Raw genomic sequence first — 16,088 nt, 5'->3', positions numbered from 1 at the left:
GCCAGAGCCCGACACTTATCCGGGCAGTTCCTCAAACCTTCTGCGCGTGAGGTGCACCATGGCCAAAGTTATTTTGAAGAAAAAAATCGACGCATCGACCAGCACGCTGGGCGACGTCAAATCCTATGCCCGCAAGATCTGGCTGGCAGGCCTGGGCGCCTACGCCAAGGTCGGCCAAGAGGGCAGCGAATACTTTCAAGAGCTGATCAAGGCTGGTCAGGTTGTTGAAAAGAAAGGCAAAAAAGTAGTCGCTGAGAAACTTGAAGCGGCCAATGCCGAGATCGATGAAGTCAAGAGTGAAGTCAGCACTTTCAAAGGCCGTGTCGAAGTTCAACTCGACAAGGTCGAGAAGGCGTTCGACACGCGTGTCGCAAGTGCCTTGAATCGTATCGGCATTCCGTCTAAACATGACGTTGAGACACTCTCTGCTAAGCTCGATGAGCTGACGGCATTGCTCGAACGTGTCGCGCGTAAATCTTAAGGAGAACGGGATGGCTGTTAAAAAGAAAACCGAAAAAGAAGGCAGCTCGTGGATCGGGAAGGTTGAAGATTACTCCCGAAAAATCTGGCTGGCTGGTTTAGGCGTGTACTCGAAGATCGACACTGACGGCAGCAAACTCTTCGATGCATTGGTTAAGGACGGCGAAAAAGCCGAGAAGCTCACCAAGAGCGCTGTTGGCAAGACAGTCGACGCCGCCAAGGACTCCGCTTCTTCGGCCAAATCGCGCATCAGCGGCGTGAAAGATCGCGCACTGGGCAAGTGGGATGAGCTGGAAGGTGCTTTCGACAAGCGTCTGAACAGCGCTATCTCGCGTCTGGGCGTACCGAGCCGCAACGAAGTCAAGGCACTGCACAGCAAGGTCGAGACCCTGACCAAGCAAATCGAAAAACTGACCGGTGCCAAGGTCGCGCCTGTTGCGGCGAAAACCGCGGCAGCCAAGCCTGCTGCCAAGACTGCCGCCGCCAAGCCAGCCGCGAAAACTGCTGCCAAGCCACTGGCAAAAGCCGCGGCTAAACCAGCTGCCAAGCCTGCCGCTAAAACTGCAGCCGCCAAACCGGCAGCGGCCAAACCGGCTGCGGCGAAAGCTGTCGCCAAACCGGCTGCCAAGCCAGCCGCGGCCAAGCCTGCGGCTAAAACAGCTGCAGCAAAACCTGCCGCCAAGCCGGCAGCCAAACCTGCTGCTGCGAAAAAACCTGCAGTGAAGAAGCCGGCAGCTCCAAAAGCCGCCGCGCCAAAACCAGCAGTAGCAGCTGCCAAGCCGGCAACCCCGGCAACCCCGGCAGCAGCTCCGGTCAGCGCCTCGAACTCCGCGACCGCGCCAACCCCTGCTGTCACCCCGACTGCCGCGCCAGCTCCATCGACGCCAACCAGTCAGTCCTGATTTTCAGGGCTCAAGAAAACGCCCGGCCTGCCAAGGTCGGGCGTTTTTGTTTGTGCGCGAATTTCTGAGCGACACAAGCCCACTGTGGGAGCGAGCTTGCTCGCGATAGCGGTGTATCAGTCGACATCCATGTTGGCTGAACAGACGCCATCGCGAGCAAGCTCGCTCCCACAGGGTTGGCGGGTGTCAGGCTTACTCATGTGCATCCAGGTACTGCATCGCCATTTGCTCCGTCGCCACTTTGATCGGTGGCAACAGATGCGGCGCCACCAGCATCATGATCTGGTAAACCACCAGCCGCACCTCGCCTTCGCGATCGAGAATCCGCTGGTAATCCAGTGAAAACAGCAGGGTCATGGTGATCTGTTCCACCAGTTGCCCCAACGCCTGAGTGTCGCTGACCAATTGCCCTTGAGCCTTCAAGCGTGCGAGCAACGACGCCAGTGTGCGCTTGAGTGCATTGAGCAGGTTGCGAATACCCTTGGCCAGTTTCGGCAGGCGTCCGGCGAGGTTCGACAGGTCCTGGAACAGAAACCGGTAATGGGACAGGCGCTCGACGATCAGATGCAGGAACAACCAGTAATCTTCGGGGCCCAATTCGACGTCGGACGGTGGGTCGAGCAGCGGTTGCAGCTCACATTGAAAGCGCTCGAACAGCCCGAGTATCAGCGGTTCTTTACCGTGAAAGTGGTAGTAGAGGTTGCCCGGGCTGATGCCCATTTCGTTGGCAACTTCCATGGTAGAGACATTCGGTTCGCCCTTCTGATTGAACAACTGCAGGGCACATTCGAGGATCCGGTCGCGGGTTTTCATCCAGTCTTCTTAATGATCGGGTCTTGCCACGGCCGGCAGCGGCCGTGGCTCGTTGAACGTCAGCGCACGCGCACGTAAGTACCGGGTGCTGCCTCCATCGGTGGGTAGTTCTGGTTGCCGAGCGCCATGTGGGTTTCCTTCTGCGCGCCGGAGCGTTCCTGAATCCAGCTCAGCCATTGGGTCCACCAACTACCGTCGACATGCTTGGCGTCGTAGTACCAGGCACGGGGATCGCTGCTCAGTTTGCCGTTCTCGATGTAGTTGGCTTTCGGGTTGCTCGGCGGGTTGAGGATGCTCTGCACATGACCGCTGTTGGACAGCACGAAGCGCCGTTCGCCACCGAGTAACAGTGTCGAGCGGTACACAGCGTCCCACGGTGTGATGTGATCATTGATGCCGGCGACGCTGAAGCTGTCGACGGTGACCTTCTGCAAATCGATCGGCGTGCCACACACTTCCAGTCCGCCCGGGTGGGTCAGCGGGTTGTGCTTGAAGAAGTCCAGCAGATCGCCGTGCAGAGCGGCCGGCAGGCGCGTGTTGTCGTTGTTCCAGTAGAGGATGTCGAACGCCGGTGGCTCCTTGCCCAGCAGGTAGTTGTTGACGAAGTAGCTCCAGATCAAATCGTTGGGGCGCATCCAGGCGAAGACCTTGGCCATGTCGCGGCCATCCAGCACACCTTTCTGATAGGAGCGGCGCTTGGCAGCCTCCAGTGTCTGCTCGTCGGCGAACAGCGTAGCGGGGCTGTCCAGCTGACTGTCGAGCAGGCTCACCAGATACGTCGCGCTGGACACCCTGCGCAGCTGCCGCTTGGCCTGCAAATGGCCTTGCAGCGCGGCAATGGTCAGCCCGCCGGCGCAGGCGCCCATCAGGTTGACCTCCCGTGCGCCGGTGATCGCCCGGCAGACATTCATCGCTTCTTCCACGGCTTCGACGTAGGTCGAGAGCCCCCATTCGCGGTGACGCACATCCGGATTGCGCCAGCTGATCATGAAGGTTTGCAGGCCGTTTTTCAGGGCGTACTGGACGAAACTGTTGTGCGGGCTCAGGTCGAAAATGTAGTACTTGTTGATTTGCGGTGGCACCACCAGCAGGGGCTTGGAATACTGCTTTTCGCTCATCGGTTTGTACTGGATCAACTCCAGCAGCTCGTTGCGAAACACCACGGCTCCGGTGGTAGTGGCGACCGTCCTGCCGACCTCGAACGCTTGCTTGGTGACTTGCCGGGGCAGGCCGTCGTTATGCAGCAGATCGTCCACCAGATGGCCGATGCCCCGCACCAGGCTGTTACCGCCGGAATTGAACAGCTCCTTGACCGCCAGTGGGTTGAGCAGGGTGTTGGAGGGCGATACGGCGTCGTTGAGCAAGGTGAAGGCGAAGTGGGCGCGGGCGCGGTCGTCCGGGCTCATGTTGCTCTCGTCGATCCAGCTTTTGACCTGCTTCTGCCAACTCAGATAGGCCTGCAGGCTACGGCGATAAAACGGGTTGAGGCTCCACGCCGGGTCGGCGAAGCGAGCGTCGTGCGGGTTGGTCGGGTGCAGGGTTTCGCCCAGCAGCACGCGACCAAGCTGACCGCTGAGTTTGAGGGCATGCCGGGCGCTGTGCAGTGGGTTGCGCAAGCCATGGGCGGCCACACTGCGCAGGGTCGACAGCAGATCCCGACCGCGCAGGCCGGTAATCGCACTCTGTGCATTGATGAACGCGGCGGGAGTCGCTAAGGAATCCCTCGCTGGTTTCTCGCGCATGATTCAACACTCCTTCGTCTTCAGGCCAAAAACAAACACACTGAACCAGAACACCATAGACGCTGTAACGGGTTGTTGCGCGGCGTGGCGTCCTGCCGACCGCTGATGCAGCGCTTTAACTGCCCAATGGCGCCGGACGCGGATGCATTACCGCGCGCTGGCGCTCCTCCTCCAGGAATTTCATGATGATCGGGGCCACCGCTTCGGCCCGGGTAATCAGGAACAGATGACCGTCATCGATGATATGCAACTGGGCGTTGGGAATCCGCCAGGCCAGCAAGCGCATGTTGACCAACGGGATCAATGGGTCATCGTCGCCGGCCAGCACCAGGGTCGGCTGGCGGATCTTGTGCAGCCAGTGAATGCTGGTCCAGCCGAGGCCGGCGAACAGCTGCCAGTAGTAACCGAGCTTGCCCGCCGAGCGCACCTTGGCCGCATGGCTGGCGGCCAGCGTCGGGTCGCGACGGAACGCACCACCGTAGATCATCGGCGCAATGCGGATCACGTGGGACGGCTGGATGTAGCGTCGTGGGCTGGCCATCATCCACAACACTTTCGGCTTGCCCGGCACCATCACTGCACCCGCCGCCGTGGCGGCCAGCACGAGTTTCTTGCAACGCTCCGGATAGTCATAAGCGAACTGCTGGGCCAGGGCGCCACCCCAGGACACTCCGATGACGTTGACCTGCCCGTAGTCGAGATAGTCGAGCATCCGCGCCGTGAGCTTGGCCAGTCCCGGAAAACGATACGGCCGGTTTGGCGTTGACGAACCGCCGACGCCGGGTACGTCGAAGGCGATGACTTCCAGGTCCGGGTCCAGCGCGGCAATGAACGGGAACACCAGCTCCAGGTTGGCACCGATGCCGTTGAAAATCAGCAGGGGCGTCAAATGAGGCTTGCCGGGGCGTACCGCCGTGCGGAGCGTCTGGCCATCCAGGTCGACGGTACGGAATATGAAGGGTTGCGGCATGCTTCAGGCCCTGTGGGTCGTTCTCTCGAATTCTTCCCGATCCCCTGTAGGAGCGAGCTTGCTCGCGATGAACTCAAGCGCAACGCGTTAATCCGGAAAGAACGCGTTATCGTTAACGTCCATCGCGAGCAAGCTCGCTCCTACAGGGGGGCGGGTGTGTCAGTTACCGCTCATGCACGTAAGTGCCCGGTGCAGCTTCGCCTGCCGGGTACGCCTTGTTGCCCAGTTTCAGTGGAGCTTTTTTCAGGTTGCCCGAGCGCTGTGCCTGCCAGGCCTGCCAATGCAGCCACCACGAATCGGCGTGCTTGGTCGACTCTTCCTGCCATTCATCGGCGTTGGCGGGCATTTCAGTGCTGGTCATGTAGCGCGATTTCGGATTGCCCGGCGGGTTCAGGATGCTCTGGATATGCCCGCTGCTGGACAGCACGAATTCAACATTGCCGCCGAACAGTTGCGCCGACTTGTAGCAGGAGCGCCACGGGGTGATGTGGTCGCTGGTCCCGGCCAGGGAAAAGATATCGGCGGTGACCTGCTTCAGGTCGATCGGTGTGCCGCACACTTCCAGTGCATTCGGACGAATCAATGGATTGCTTTTGAACATTTCGATCAGGTCGCCGTGGAACGCGGCCGGTAAGCGGGTGGTGTCGTTGTTCCAGAACAGGATGTCGAATACCGGTGGCTCGTTGCCCAGCAGGTAGTTGTTGACCCAGTAGTTCCAGATCAGGTCGTTGGGGCGCATCCAGGCAAAGACTTTTGCCATGTCGCGGCCTTCCAGCACGCCGGCCTGATAGGAGTGGCGCTTGGCGCTTTCGAGGGTTTGTTCATCGACGAAGAGCGCCACATCGCTGTCCAGGGTGGTGTCGAGCACGCTGACCAGGAGGGTGAGGGCGTTGACCTTGTTCTCGCCAATTGCTGCGTAATGGCCCAGCAGTGCGGTGCAGGTGATGCCGCCGGAGCAGGCGCCGAGCATGTTCACGTCCTTGCTGCCGGTGATCGCGGTGACCACGTCGACCGCTTCCTTGAGCGCCTCGATGTAAGTCGACAGGCCCCACTCACGCTGCTCCTTGGTCGGATTGCGCCAGCTGACGATGAAAGTTTGCACGTTGCTGCGCAGGCAGAACCGCGCCAGGCTTTTCTCCGGGCTGAGGTCGAAAACGTAGAATTTGTTGATTTGCGGTGGCACGACCAGCAAAGGGCGCTCGTGCACCTGTTCGGTGGTGGGCTTGTACTGGATCAGCTCCAGCACGTCGTTGCGAAACACCACTGCACCTTCGGTCACGGCCAGGGTCTTGCCGACCTCGAATGCCCCCATGTTGACCTGGCTCGGCATGCCGCCGTTGTGTACCAGGTCCTTGGCCAGATGCGAGAGGCCGTCGAGCAGGCTTTTGCCACCGGTCTCGAAGAAACGTTTGACCGCTGCCGGGTTGGCCGCCGTGTTGGTCGGGGCGAAGGCCTCGGTCATGAGGTTGATCACGAAGTGCCCGCGGCTGACGTCCTTGGCCGGCAGGTTGCTGTCATCGATCCAGTCGTGGAGTTCCTTGCGCCACGCCAGATAGGTTTGCAGATAACGTTTGTAGAGCGGGTTCTGGCTCCAGGCCGGATCGGCGAAGCGACGGTCATCGCCATTCGGAAGAAGTTCGGATTTGCCTAGCAGTACGTTCTTGAGTTCAAGACCGAAATGGGCGACATGCTTGGCGCTGTGAATCGGTTGTTTGATGGCCTGCCTGAGCACCATGCGAGCAGAAGCCAGTAGATCTTTTCCACGCAATCCAACGACAGGATTCAGCCCCAAGGTGTTTTCGGAGGCTTGTTGCTTCAAGTCATCGTTATTCTTGTTACTCATCTACGACGCTCCAATGTCCTGAGACGAGTACCCGGGGCCTGCTGTGCAGTCACACAATCAATGCCAGGTACTGCTGCTCGGGTGACCGTTAATACTGCATCGCTGCTTTTGTTCGCAGTGAGCACTGCAGGGAACTTGCCAGTTCCATTGGTTACCCGAGTTTAATTTTTTTCGCAAGCAGGCCAATCGACGGCCCTGAAGCGGAGCATTCAAACAGATGAAATTAGAAAATGCCCTCTAAAGAGCAAGAGGCTCGGATTAGAGCATCAGCTTGACGACGGATTCGTTCGGGTCGCGGGTTTTTCCGGCCGCTTTGAGTTCGGCCAGATAATCTTCCCAAAGTGCGTCATAACGTCGCGCCAGTTCGTAGAGGTATTCCCAGGTGAACAGGCCGCTGTCGTGACCGTCATCGAAGGTCAGTTTCAGTGCGTACTGACCGGCCGGTTCTACCTTGGTCAGGCCGACGTTGATCTTGCCAAATTGCAGGATGGGTTTGCCGTGGCCCTGGACCTCGGCGGAAGGCGAGTGCACGCGCAGGAACTCGGCGGGCAGGGTGTATTCCTCGCCGGACGCGTATTTCAGCGACAGGGTTTTCGAGGCTTTGTGCAGCTTGATGTCGGTGGGGAGTTGGGTCATGAGTGCCGTTCCGTTTTGGATGGAACCCTGTAGGAGCGAACTTGCTCGCGATGGACGTTAACGATAACGCGTGTTTTCTGAAGAAACGCGTCGCTCTCAAGTTCATCGCGAGCAAGCTCGCTCCTACAAGTATGGCTTACAGGATATAACGGGACAGGTCTTCGTTCTGCGCCAATTCGCCCAGGTGGCTGTTGACGTAGTCGGCGTCGATCTGGATTACCTTGCCATCATGGGAGCTGGCCAGGTCGCCGGCGCTGAACGACACCTCTTCGAGCAGGCGCTCGAGCAGGGTGTGCAGGCGACGGGCACCGATGTTTTCGGTCTTCTCGTTGACCTGCCAGGCGATCTCGGCGATGCGCTTGATGCCGCTCGGCTGGAACTCGATGCCCAGGCCTTCGGTTTTCAGCAGTGCGCAGTATTGCTCGGTGAGCGAGGCGTGAGGCTCGCTGAGGATGCGTTCGAAATCTTCCGGGCTCAGGGCCTTGAGTTCGACACGGATCGGCAGACGGCCTTGCAGCTCGGGCACCAGATCGCTCGGCTTGCTCAGGTGGAACGCACCGGAAGCAATGAACAGGATGTGGTCGGTCTTGACCATGCCCAGTTTGGTGTTGACGGTGCAGCCTTCGATCAGCGGCAGCAAATCGCGCTGCACGCCTTCGCGGGATACATCGACGCCACCGGAATTACCACGCTTGGCGACCTTGTCGATTTCGTCGATGAACACGATGCCGTGTTGCTCGACGGCTTCCAGGGCCTTGGCCTTCAACTCTTCATCGTTGACCAGACGGCTGGCTTCTTCGTCGCGCACCATCTTCAGCGCTTCTTTGACCTTGAGCTTGCGGGCTTTTTTCTTGCCCTTGCCCATGTTGGCAAACAGGCTTTGCAGCTGGTTGGTCATTTCTTCCATGCCCGGTGGCGCGGAGATGTCGACGCCGGCCATTTCGGCGACTTCGATTTCAATCTCTTTGTCATCCAGCTGACCTTCGCGCAGGCGCTTGCGGAACAGCTGGCGGGTGTTGGAATCGGCAGTCGGGGCGTCGTCGTTGCTGAAGCCCATGCGCGCCGGTGGCAGCAGGGCGTCGAGGATGCGCTCTTCGGCGGCATCTTCGGCGCGGTGGCGAACCTTGACGATTTCCTGCTCGCGCAGCAGCTTGATCGCGGCATCGGCCAGGTCACGAATGATCGATTCGACGTCGCGGCCGACATAGCCGACTTCGGTGAATTTGGTCGCTTCGACCTTGATGAACGGCGCATTGGCCAGTTTCGCCAGGCGACGGGCGATCTCGGTTTTGCCGACGCCGGTCGGGCCGATCATCAGGATGTTCTTTGGCGTGACTTCAACGCGCAGCTCTTCAGGCAGCTGCATGCGGCGCCAGCGGTTGCGCAGGGCAATGGCGACGGCGCGCTTGGCATCGTCCTGGCCGATGATGTGGCGGTTGAGTTCGTGGACGATTTCACGGGGAGTCATGGACATAATATTCAGTGGACCTCAAGCAAGAATGAGCCGTGGTGCGGTGGCTGCACGGACTTACTCGGCGCAGTCCTGCTCCTCAATGGTCTGGGTGTGGTTGGTGAATACGCAGATGTCGCCGGCGATACCGAGGGCGGTTTCGACAATTTCCCGGGCTGACAGGTCGGTCTTTTTCAGCAGCGCGCTAGCCGCGGCCTGGGCGTAGGCGCCACCGGAACCCATGGCGATCAGGCCGTCTTCGGGTTCGACCACGTCACCGTTGCCGGTAATGATCAGGGAGGCGTCCTTGTTGGCGACCGCGAGCATGGCTTCAAGGCGGCTCAGGGAGCGGTCGGTGCGCCATTCTTTGGCGAGTTCGACGGCGGCGCGCACCAGGTGGCCCTGGTGTTTTTCAAGCTGGCCTTCGAAACGTTCGAAGAGGGTAAAGGCGTCGGCGGTGGCACCGGCAAAACCGGCAATGACCTGGCCGTGGTACAGGCGGCGAACTTTTTTCGCGTTGCCTTTCATCACGGTATTACCAAGGGAAACCTGGCCGTCGCCGCCCATGACGACTTTGCCGTGGCGGCGAACTGAAACGATGGTGGTCAAGGGGAGAGTCTCCACGCAGCGGGGCGAAAATGCCTTATGCCCATTCATATGGGGGTGGTGGAGTGGATTTCAACTGAAGGAAGCGGCGGGGGACGAATGGCGTGCAATAACTGTGGCGAGGGGGCTTGCCCCCGTTCGGTCGCGCAGCGGCCGCAAAACCGATATCCCGGATTTGTCTGAAGCAACGTGGTGTCTGGGTTTGGGGGCGCTTCGCACCCCAGCGGGGGCAAGCCCCCTCGCCACAGGGTTTGTGGGCGACCTCAAGTCAAGGTGCCCACAGGGACGGGATCAGCGGCTCTGGCGTTGTTGTAACAACAGATTGCTGAAGCCGGCGCCGGCCAGTTGTTTCTGGGCGGTCGTCAGTTGTTCGCGGTTGCTGAACGGTCCGACCAGTACCCGATACCAGGTTTCGTCCTTCACCGTACCGGACTCTACCGAAACGGCCTGGCCCAGCAGAATGATCTGCGCCCGAACCTTGTCCGCATCGGTTTCCTTGCGGAACGAACCCGCCTGCAGGAAAAACTTCGTCACAGGCGCAGCCTTGACCGGTGGCGCTGGTGGCGGCGTGATCCCGGCCAATGCAGCCTGGGCGCGAGCCGTGTCGATCTTCGCCGCTTCGGCCGGGGTGACCGGCGTTGTCGGGATGGCCGGCACTTGCGGCGTTGGCAGGGTTTTTTCCGGCACGGCATCCGGCGGCACGATGACTTCCGATTCCGGCAGCAAGGTGTAGAAGTCGTACTTCGGCTTCACCGGTTGCGTCGGGCTCGGCGGGGTCTTGTTGGCCTCGGCGATCTTGCTGGCTTTCTGCTGTTGCTCGACCTTTTCACGCTTGACCGTGTCGCCGCCCTTGCCCGGTTCCAGCTTCATCAGGAACACGATGAACGCGCCGACCGTCAGGCCGATGACCATCCACAGCCAGCCCGGGATCGGTTGCTTTGCAGGAGCTTGGTAACGGCTGGCGCCACGCTTGGGTGCAGGTTTTTTCTTGGCAGCCAACTTACATACGCTCCAGAGTTTCCAGGCCCAAGAGTTCCAGGCCTTGCTTGAGGGTGCGTCCGGTCAGCGCGGCGAGGCGCAGGCGGCTCTGCATTTGTGCCGGGGTATCGGCGGCGAGGATCGGGCAGTTCTCGTAGAAGCTGGAGAACAGGCCGGCGACGTCGTACAGGTAAGTGCAGAGGATGTGCGGGGTGCCTTTTTCGGACACGTTGTTCAGGATTTCACCGAACTGCGCGAGCTTCGCTGCCAGTTCGTGTTCGTGCGTCGCTTCGAGGACGATCTGGCCGTCGACTTCGCTGAAGTCCTTGCCGAGTTTGCGGAACACGCCGGCCACGCGGGTGTAGGCGTACAGCAGGTAGGGCGCGGTGTTGCCTTCGAAGTTGAGCATCAGGTCGAAGTTGAAGCTGTAGTCGCTGGTGCGGTGCTTGGACAGGTCGGCATATTTCACTGCGCCGATGCCCACCACCTTGGCGATATTGCGCAACTCGGCCTCGGCCAGCTCCGGGTTCTTGTCCTTGACCAGGGTGTAGGCACGCTCCTGGGCTTCGGTCAGCAGGTCGATCAGCTTCACGGTGCCGCCATCACGGGTCTTGAACGGACGGCCGTCAGCACCGTTCATGGTGCCGAAGCCCATGTGTTCCATTTCCATCGGATGGGTCACGAAACCGGCCTTGCGCGCCACGGCGAACACTTGCTGGAAGTGCAGGGCCTGACGCTGGTCGACGAAGTACAGCGCACGATCGGCCTTGAGCTTGCCACTGCGGTAACGCACGGCCGCCAGGTCGGTGGTGGCGTAGAGGTAGCCGCCGTCAGCCTTGACGATGATCACCGGCAGCGGGTCGCCGTCGGCGTTCTTGAACTCGTCGAGGAACACGCACTGGGCGCCGTTGCTCTCGACCAGCATGCCTGCGGCCTTCAAGTCGTTGACCACGTTGATCAGGTCGTCGTTGTAGGCACTTTCGCCCATCACATCGGCCATGGTCAGTTTGACGTTGAGCAGTTCGTAGATCTTCTGGCAGTGCGACAGCGAGATATCCTTGAACTTGGTCCACAGTGCCAGGCAGTCGGCATCGCCGGCCTGCAGCTTGACCACCAGGCCACGGGCGCGGTCGGCAAACTCTTCGGATTCGTCGAAGCGCTGCTTGGCGGCGCGGTAGAAGTTCTCCAGGTCCGACAGCTCGTCGCTGGTGATCGGGTTTTCCTGCAGGTAAGCCATCAGCATGCCGAACTGGGTGCCCCAGTCGCCGACGTGGTTCTGACGGATCACAGTGTCGCCGAGGAATTCGAGAACGCGGGCCACGCCGTCGCCGATGATGGTCGAGCGCAGGTGGCCGACGTGCATCTCCTTGGCCAGGTTCGGCGCCGACAGGTCGACCACGGTGCGCTGTACCGGGCCGGCCTTGCGCACGCCGATGTGGTCATCGGCCAGGGCGGCGTCCAGGCGGGTGGCCAGGGCGTCGGTGTTCTGGAAGAAGTTCAGGAAGCCGGGACCTGCGATTTCGGTCTTGGAAACGTTTTCGTCAGCCGGCAGGGCGGCGATGATTTTTTCCGCCAGATCGCGGGGCTTCATGCCGGCCGGTTTGGCCAGCATCATGGCAATGTTGCTGGCGAAGTCGCCGTTCTTCTTGTCGCGGGAGTTTTCCACCTGGATCGCCGGCGACAGGCCTTCAGGCAACACACCTTCGTTGACGAGTTGGGTGATGGCTTGTTGGATCAGCTGGCGAATGGTGTCTTTCATGGTCTTCTCTTTCGACCGCAGGCGCGGCGGCGCATCATGCGCTGGTGGAAAAACTGGGCATTATCCGTTGCGAAGACGGGCTTGCCAACCTTAGCAGGCAGGTTGTGGATGTGTGGTGACAATTCGACCGCAATCGCGAGCAAGCTCGCTCCCACAGGTTTTGTGGTGGACACATATTGTATGCCCACTGAAATACCATTGTGGGAGCGAGCTTGCTCGCGATTACGGGTTTGAAATCAATACAAATCCACAGGATCAACATCCAGCGACCAGCGCACCGCCCGCCCACTCGGCATCTGCTCCAGCACCAACAACCAACTGGCCAGCAACCGATGCAGCGGCGCCCGCGCCGTAGCCTGCAACAACAACTGGGCACGATAACGTCCGGCCCGTCGTTCCATCGGCGCCGGTACCGGCCCCAACAGTTCGATCCCGGTCAATCCCTGTTCAGCCAGCAAGCGCTCGGCCTCGCTGCACGCCTCATCGAGAAAACCTTCGGCCTGGCCCGGTTTATGCGCTTCGGCCCGCAACAACGCCAAATGGGCAAACGGCGGCAACCCAGCCGCACGCCTTTCGCTCAGGGCCTGTTCGGCGAAAGCGAAATAGCCTTGTTCGGTCAGTTGCACCAGTAGCGGATGGTCGGCCAGGTGCGTCTGGATAATCACTTTGCCCGGCTCTTCGGCGCGGCCTGCGCGGCCGGCGACCTGGACGATCAACTGCGCCATGCGTTCGCTGGCGCGGAAGTCGCCGGAGAACAGACCGCCGTCGGCGTCGAGGATCGACACCAGCGTCACCCGTGGGAAGTGGTGGCCTTTGGCAAGCATTTGCGTGCCGATCAGGATGCATGGCTGGCCTTTCTGAATGGTCGCGAACAGCTGGTTCATTGCGTCCTTGCGCGATGTGCTGTCGCGGTCGACCCGCAGCACCGGATAGTCCGGGAACAGAATCGCCAGGCGCTCCTCGGCCCGTTCGGTGCCGGCGCCGACGGGGCGCAGATCGACCTTGTTACACTTCGGACACTGGCGCGGCACGCGTTCGACGTAGCCGCAATGGTGGCAACGCAGCTCGCCGTAACGCTGATGCACGGTCATTCGCGCATCGCAGCGCTGACACTCGGACATCCAGCCGCAATCGTGACACAGCAGGGTCGGGGCGAAGCCGCGGCGGTTGAGGAATACCAGTACCTGCTGCCCGGCGGCCAGGGTCTGGCCGATGGCTTGTTGCATCGGCCCGGAAATGCCGCTGTCCAGCGGGCGGCTTTTGACATCCAGGCGCAGGAAGCGCGGCTGCTTGGCTCCACCGGCGCGCTCGTTCAGGCGCAGCAGTCCGTACCGTCCGGTGTAGGCGTTGTGCAGGCTTTCCAGCGAGGGCGTGGCGGAGCCGAGGACGATCGGGATGTTTTCCTGTCGCGCCCGCACCAGCGCCAGATCGCGGGCGTGGTAGCGCAAGCCTTCCTGCTGTTTATAGGAGCCGTCGTGCTCTTCGTCGATGATGATGAGGCCGGGGTTCTTCATCGGCGTGAACAGGGCCGAACGGGTGCCGATAATGATGTCGGCCTCACCGTCCCGGGCGGCCAGCCAGGCATCGAGGCGTTCGCGGTCATTGACCGCCGAATGGATCAGCGCGATGCGGGCATTGAAGCGCTGTTCGAAGCGCGCCAGGGTCTGCGGGCCGAGGTTGATTTCCGGGATCAGCACCAGTGCCTGCTTGCCGGCCTCGAGGGTTTCGCGGATCAACTGCAGATAGACTTCGGTCTTGCCGCTGCCGGTGACGCCGGCCAGCAGGAACGCGTGGTAACTCTCGAAGCCGGCGCGAATGGCCTCATAGGCGGCGCGCTGCTCCGGGTTCAGTGGCAGTTCCGGTTGCGCCAGCCAGTGTTCGTGGCGTGCGCCGGGGGCGTGGCGACGGATCTCGACCTGCACCAACTCCTTGGCCAGCAGCAAGTCCAGGCTGTCCTTGCTCAGCATCAGTTTGCTCAGCAACTGATGGGCGACGCCGTGGGGATGCTGGGCCAGCGTGGCCAGGGCTTCACGCTGGCGCGGGGCGCGGGCGATACGCGGATCATCGAGGCTGGCGCCTGGCGTGGCAGACCAGAAGCGTTCCTGTCGCGCTTCTGCCAGCTCACCCTGGCGCAGCAGCACCGGCAATGCCCAGCTCAAGGTGTCGCCGAGGCTGTGCTGATAGTACTGAGAGGTCCACAGGCACAGCTTGAACAGCGCGGGCGGCAGGGGTGGCGTAGCGTCGAGCAGGGCCAGGGCCGGCTTGAGTTTCTCGGCCGGCACTTCGCTGGTGTTGGTGACTTCCACCAGGATCCCGATCATCTCGCGCCGGCCGAACGGTACCCGCAGGCGCATGCCGGGGTGCAGTTGGGCACGCAGGACGCCGGCCGGAGCGCGGTAGTCGAACAGGCGGCGCAGCGGCGAAGGCAGGGCGAGGCGCAGAATGGCGTCGGGCACGCGGGGGATTCTCTTTGCGGGCAGTAAATGAAAGGCTGGACCCATAGCCTGTGGGAGCGAGCTTGCTCGCGATGAGGCCCTGTCAGTCAGCATTTATGTTGCCTGACACGACGCTATCGCGAGCAAGCTCGCTCCCACAGGGGAATGTGCTTTGGGCCGGGAGCCTAGCAGACGGTCGGTAGAAGCGACAGCTTGCGTGAACAGGATTGTCTGGTAGAATCCGCGGCCTAATTACGTGCGGTATTCAACAATAGTGTTGGGTGGCGGCACGCTAGCCCGAGGAAAACACCATGAAAGCTGATATCCATCCAGAATACCCGGCAGTTGCTGTTACCTGCAGCTGCGGCAACAAGTTCGAAACCCGTTCGACCTTCGGCAAAGCCCTGGCGATCGACGTTTGCAACGAATGCCACCCGTTCTACACCGGTAAGCAGAAGACTCTGGACACTGGCGGCCGCGTTCAGCGTTTCGCAGACCGTTTCGGTGCTTTCGGCGCGAAAAAGGCCTAAGGCCGATCAACTTGGGAAGCCGCTGCGGTTTTTCCATGCTGATGAAAAAGGCGTCCCTCGCGGGCGCCTTTTTTGTGTCCGCGATTTGGCTGTCCGGCGCGCAGGCCTTTTGCCCGACGCCAGGCGGCCTGACGTCCGTCACGGTGCAGCGGGTGGTGGATGGCGACACCCTGCGTCTGAGCGATGGCCGCAATGTGCGCATGATTGGCTTGAACACGCCGGAGCTGGGCAAGCAGGGCCGTTCCGACGAACCCTTCGCCGTGGCCGCACGCAAACGCCTTGAAGCATTGGTGGCGGCGAGTGACGGGCGAGTCGGGTTGGTGCCCGGCAAAGAAAGCAAGGATCATTACGGCCGCACGCTGGCCCATGTCTATGGCGCGGATGGCGCCAACCTGGAAGCGCAAATGCTCGCCGAAGGCCTGGGTTTCCAGGTGGCCGTGGCGCCGAATGTCGATCTGGTCGCCTGTCAGCAAGCCGCAGAGCGCAACGCTCGACAGGCCGGGCTCGGTGTGTGGCGCCAGTCGCCTGTACTGAAAGCGGAGCAGATCGTCACTTCCGGCTTTGCCGTGCTCAGCGGTCGTGTGAGCAAGGTGCAGCGCAATCGGGGCGGGGTTTGGATCGAGTTGCAGGACTCGGTTGTATTGCGCGTTGCACCCAATCTGCTGGCGCGTTTCGATGTGAATTCGCTGGAAAGCCTCAAGGGCAAGCAGATCGAGGCGCGCGGCTGGGTGCTGGATCGTTCGCGACGTGGCGGCCTGAAAGAAGGTCAGGCGCGCTGGATGTTGCCCTTGACCGACCCGGCGATGCTTCAAGTGGTGCAGCGATAAAAAATTGTAGACATTTTTTCAGTCGATTGTGAACAGTCTAGCCCTTGTGAGCCGTGGCTCTTGGCCCAAAGTCGTAAGGGCGGGCGCTTGACAGGGGTGACCAGTCAGTCTTGTGGG

14 protein-coding genes are annotated in these 16,088 nt (G+C 61.0%); 4 read left to right on the top strand and 10 right to left on the bottom strand.

Translation table 11 applies throughout. The features are described 5' to 3' along the window. The first annotated feature begins 58 nt into the window (after nucleotides 1-58). Both Q8X48_RS04405 and Q8X48_RS04400 read left to right on the top strand, forming a co-directional pair. Nucleotides 59-481: a phasin family protein gene (locus Q8X48_RS04405; protein ID WP_104451116.1), complete on the top strand. Its 423-nt coding sequence runs from the start codon at nucleotides 59-61 to the stop codon at nucleotides 479-481. A 10-nt stretch (nucleotides 482-491) separates the two neighbouring features. Continuing rightward, nucleotides 492-1,382, top strand: a complete 891-nt coding sequence (locus Q8X48_RS04400) for a phasin family protein (RefSeq protein WP_407799799.1) — start codon at nucleotides 492-494, stop codon at nucleotides 1,380-1,382. A gap of 192 nt (nucleotides 1,383-1,574) precedes the next feature. Here the strand turns inward: Q8X48_RS04400 and Q8X48_RS04395 are convergent, their stop codons facing one another. The 10 genes from Q8X48_RS04395 to Q8X48_RS04350 form a co-directional block, all read right to left on the bottom strand. Continuing rightward, nucleotides 1,575-2,195 carry a TetR/AcrR family transcriptional regulator gene (locus Q8X48_RS04395; RefSeq protein ID WP_407799798.1) on the bottom strand — a complete coding sequence of 207 codons (621 nt, stop codon included), beginning with the start codon at nucleotides 2,193-2,195 and terminating at the stop codon, nucleotides 1,575-1,577. Nucleotides 2,196-2,254: 59 nt separating this feature from the next. Then, on the bottom strand, nucleotides 2,255-3,937 hold the full coding sequence (gene phaC / locus Q8X48_RS04390; RefSeq protein ID WP_407799797.1) for a class II poly(R)-hydroxyalkanoic acid synthase: 1,683 nt from the start codon (nucleotides 3,935-3,937) through the stop codon (nucleotides 2,255-2,257). A 115-nt stretch (nucleotides 3,938-4,052) separates the two neighbouring features. Then, nucleotides 4,053-4,907, bottom strand: coding sequence for a poly(3-hydroxyalkanoate) depolymerase (gene phaZ / locus Q8X48_RS04385; RefSeq protein WP_007975576.1), 855 nt, complete (start codon nucleotides 4,905-4,907; stop codon nucleotides 4,053-4,055). 163 nt (nucleotides 4,908-5,070) lie between these two features. Then, the gene (phaC, locus tag Q8X48_RS04380; protein WP_407799796.1) at nucleotides 5,071-6,750 is read right to left on the bottom strand and encodes a class II poly(R)-hydroxyalkanoic acid synthase; all 1,680 of its coding nucleotides are present in this window, start codon (nucleotides 6,748-6,750) and stop codon (nucleotides 5,071-5,073) included. 258 nt (nucleotides 6,751-7,008) lie between these two features. Beyond that, on the bottom strand, nucleotides 7,009-7,386 hold the full coding sequence (locus tag Q8X48_RS04375; RefSeq protein WP_007999201.1) for a gamma-butyrobetaine hydroxylase-like domain-containing protein: 378 nt from the start codon (nucleotides 7,384-7,386) through the stop codon (nucleotides 7,009-7,011). A 136-nt stretch (nucleotides 7,387-7,522) separates the two neighbouring features. Further along, the gene (gene hslU, locus Q8X48_RS04370) at nucleotides 7,523-8,860 is read right to left on the bottom strand and encodes an HslU--HslV peptidase ATPase subunit (protein ID WP_015093129.1); all 1,338 of its coding nucleotides are present in this window, start codon (nucleotides 8,858-8,860) and stop codon (nucleotides 7,523-7,525) included. A gap of 54 nt (nucleotides 8,861-8,914) precedes the next feature. Next, nucleotides 8,915-9,445, bottom strand: a complete 531-nt coding sequence (gene hslV / locus Q8X48_RS04365; protein WP_007975582.1) for an ATP-dependent protease subunit HslV — start codon at nucleotides 9,443-9,445, stop codon at nucleotides 8,915-8,917. 288 nt (nucleotides 9,446-9,733) lie between these two features. Further along, nucleotides 9,734-10,441: an SPOR domain-containing protein gene (locus Q8X48_RS04360; RefSeq protein ID WP_126048774.1), complete on the bottom strand. Its 708-nt coding sequence runs from the start codon at nucleotides 10,439-10,441 to the stop codon at nucleotides 9,734-9,736. Between the two features lies 1 nt (nucleotide 10,442). Then, on the bottom strand, nucleotides 10,443-12,179 hold the full coding sequence (gene argS, locus Q8X48_RS04355) for an arginine--tRNA ligase (protein WP_095964610.1): 1,737 nt from the start codon (nucleotides 12,177-12,179) through the stop codon (nucleotides 10,443-10,445). 236 nt (nucleotides 12,180-12,415) lie between these two features. Next, entirely contained in the window at nucleotides 12,416-14,635 is a 2,220-nt protein-coding gene (locus tag Q8X48_RS04350) for a primosomal protein N' (RefSeq protein ID WP_407799795.1), read from the bottom strand. Nucleotides 14,636-14,925: 290 nt separating this feature from the next. Here Q8X48_RS04350 and rpmE point away from each other — a divergent pair, with 290 nt between their 5' ends. Both rpmE and Q8X48_RS04340 read left to right on the top strand, forming a co-directional pair. Further along, on the top strand, nucleotides 14,926-15,144 hold the full coding sequence (rpmE, locus tag Q8X48_RS04345; RefSeq protein WP_008047849.1) for a 50S ribosomal protein L31: 219 nt from the start codon (nucleotides 14,926-14,928) through the stop codon (nucleotides 15,142-15,144). 35 nt (nucleotides 15,145-15,179) lie between these two features. Next, the gene (locus Q8X48_RS04340; protein WP_407799794.1) at nucleotides 15,180-15,971 is read left to right on the top strand and encodes a thermonuclease family protein; all 792 of its coding nucleotides are present in this window, start codon (nucleotides 15,180-15,182) and stop codon (nucleotides 15,969-15,971) included. Nucleotides 15,972-16,088 lie beyond the last annotated feature (117 nt).

Source organism: Pseudomonas sp. QLc11A (assembly GCF_052112305.1).
GTDB classification, from domain to species: domain Bacteria; phylum Pseudomonadota; class Gammaproteobacteria; order Pseudomonadales; family Pseudomonadaceae; genus Aquipseudomonas; species Aquipseudomonas laurylsulfatiphila.
Note: the sequence above shows the minus strand (reverse complement) of the source record. Positions and strands in the feature narration are given on the sequence as shown.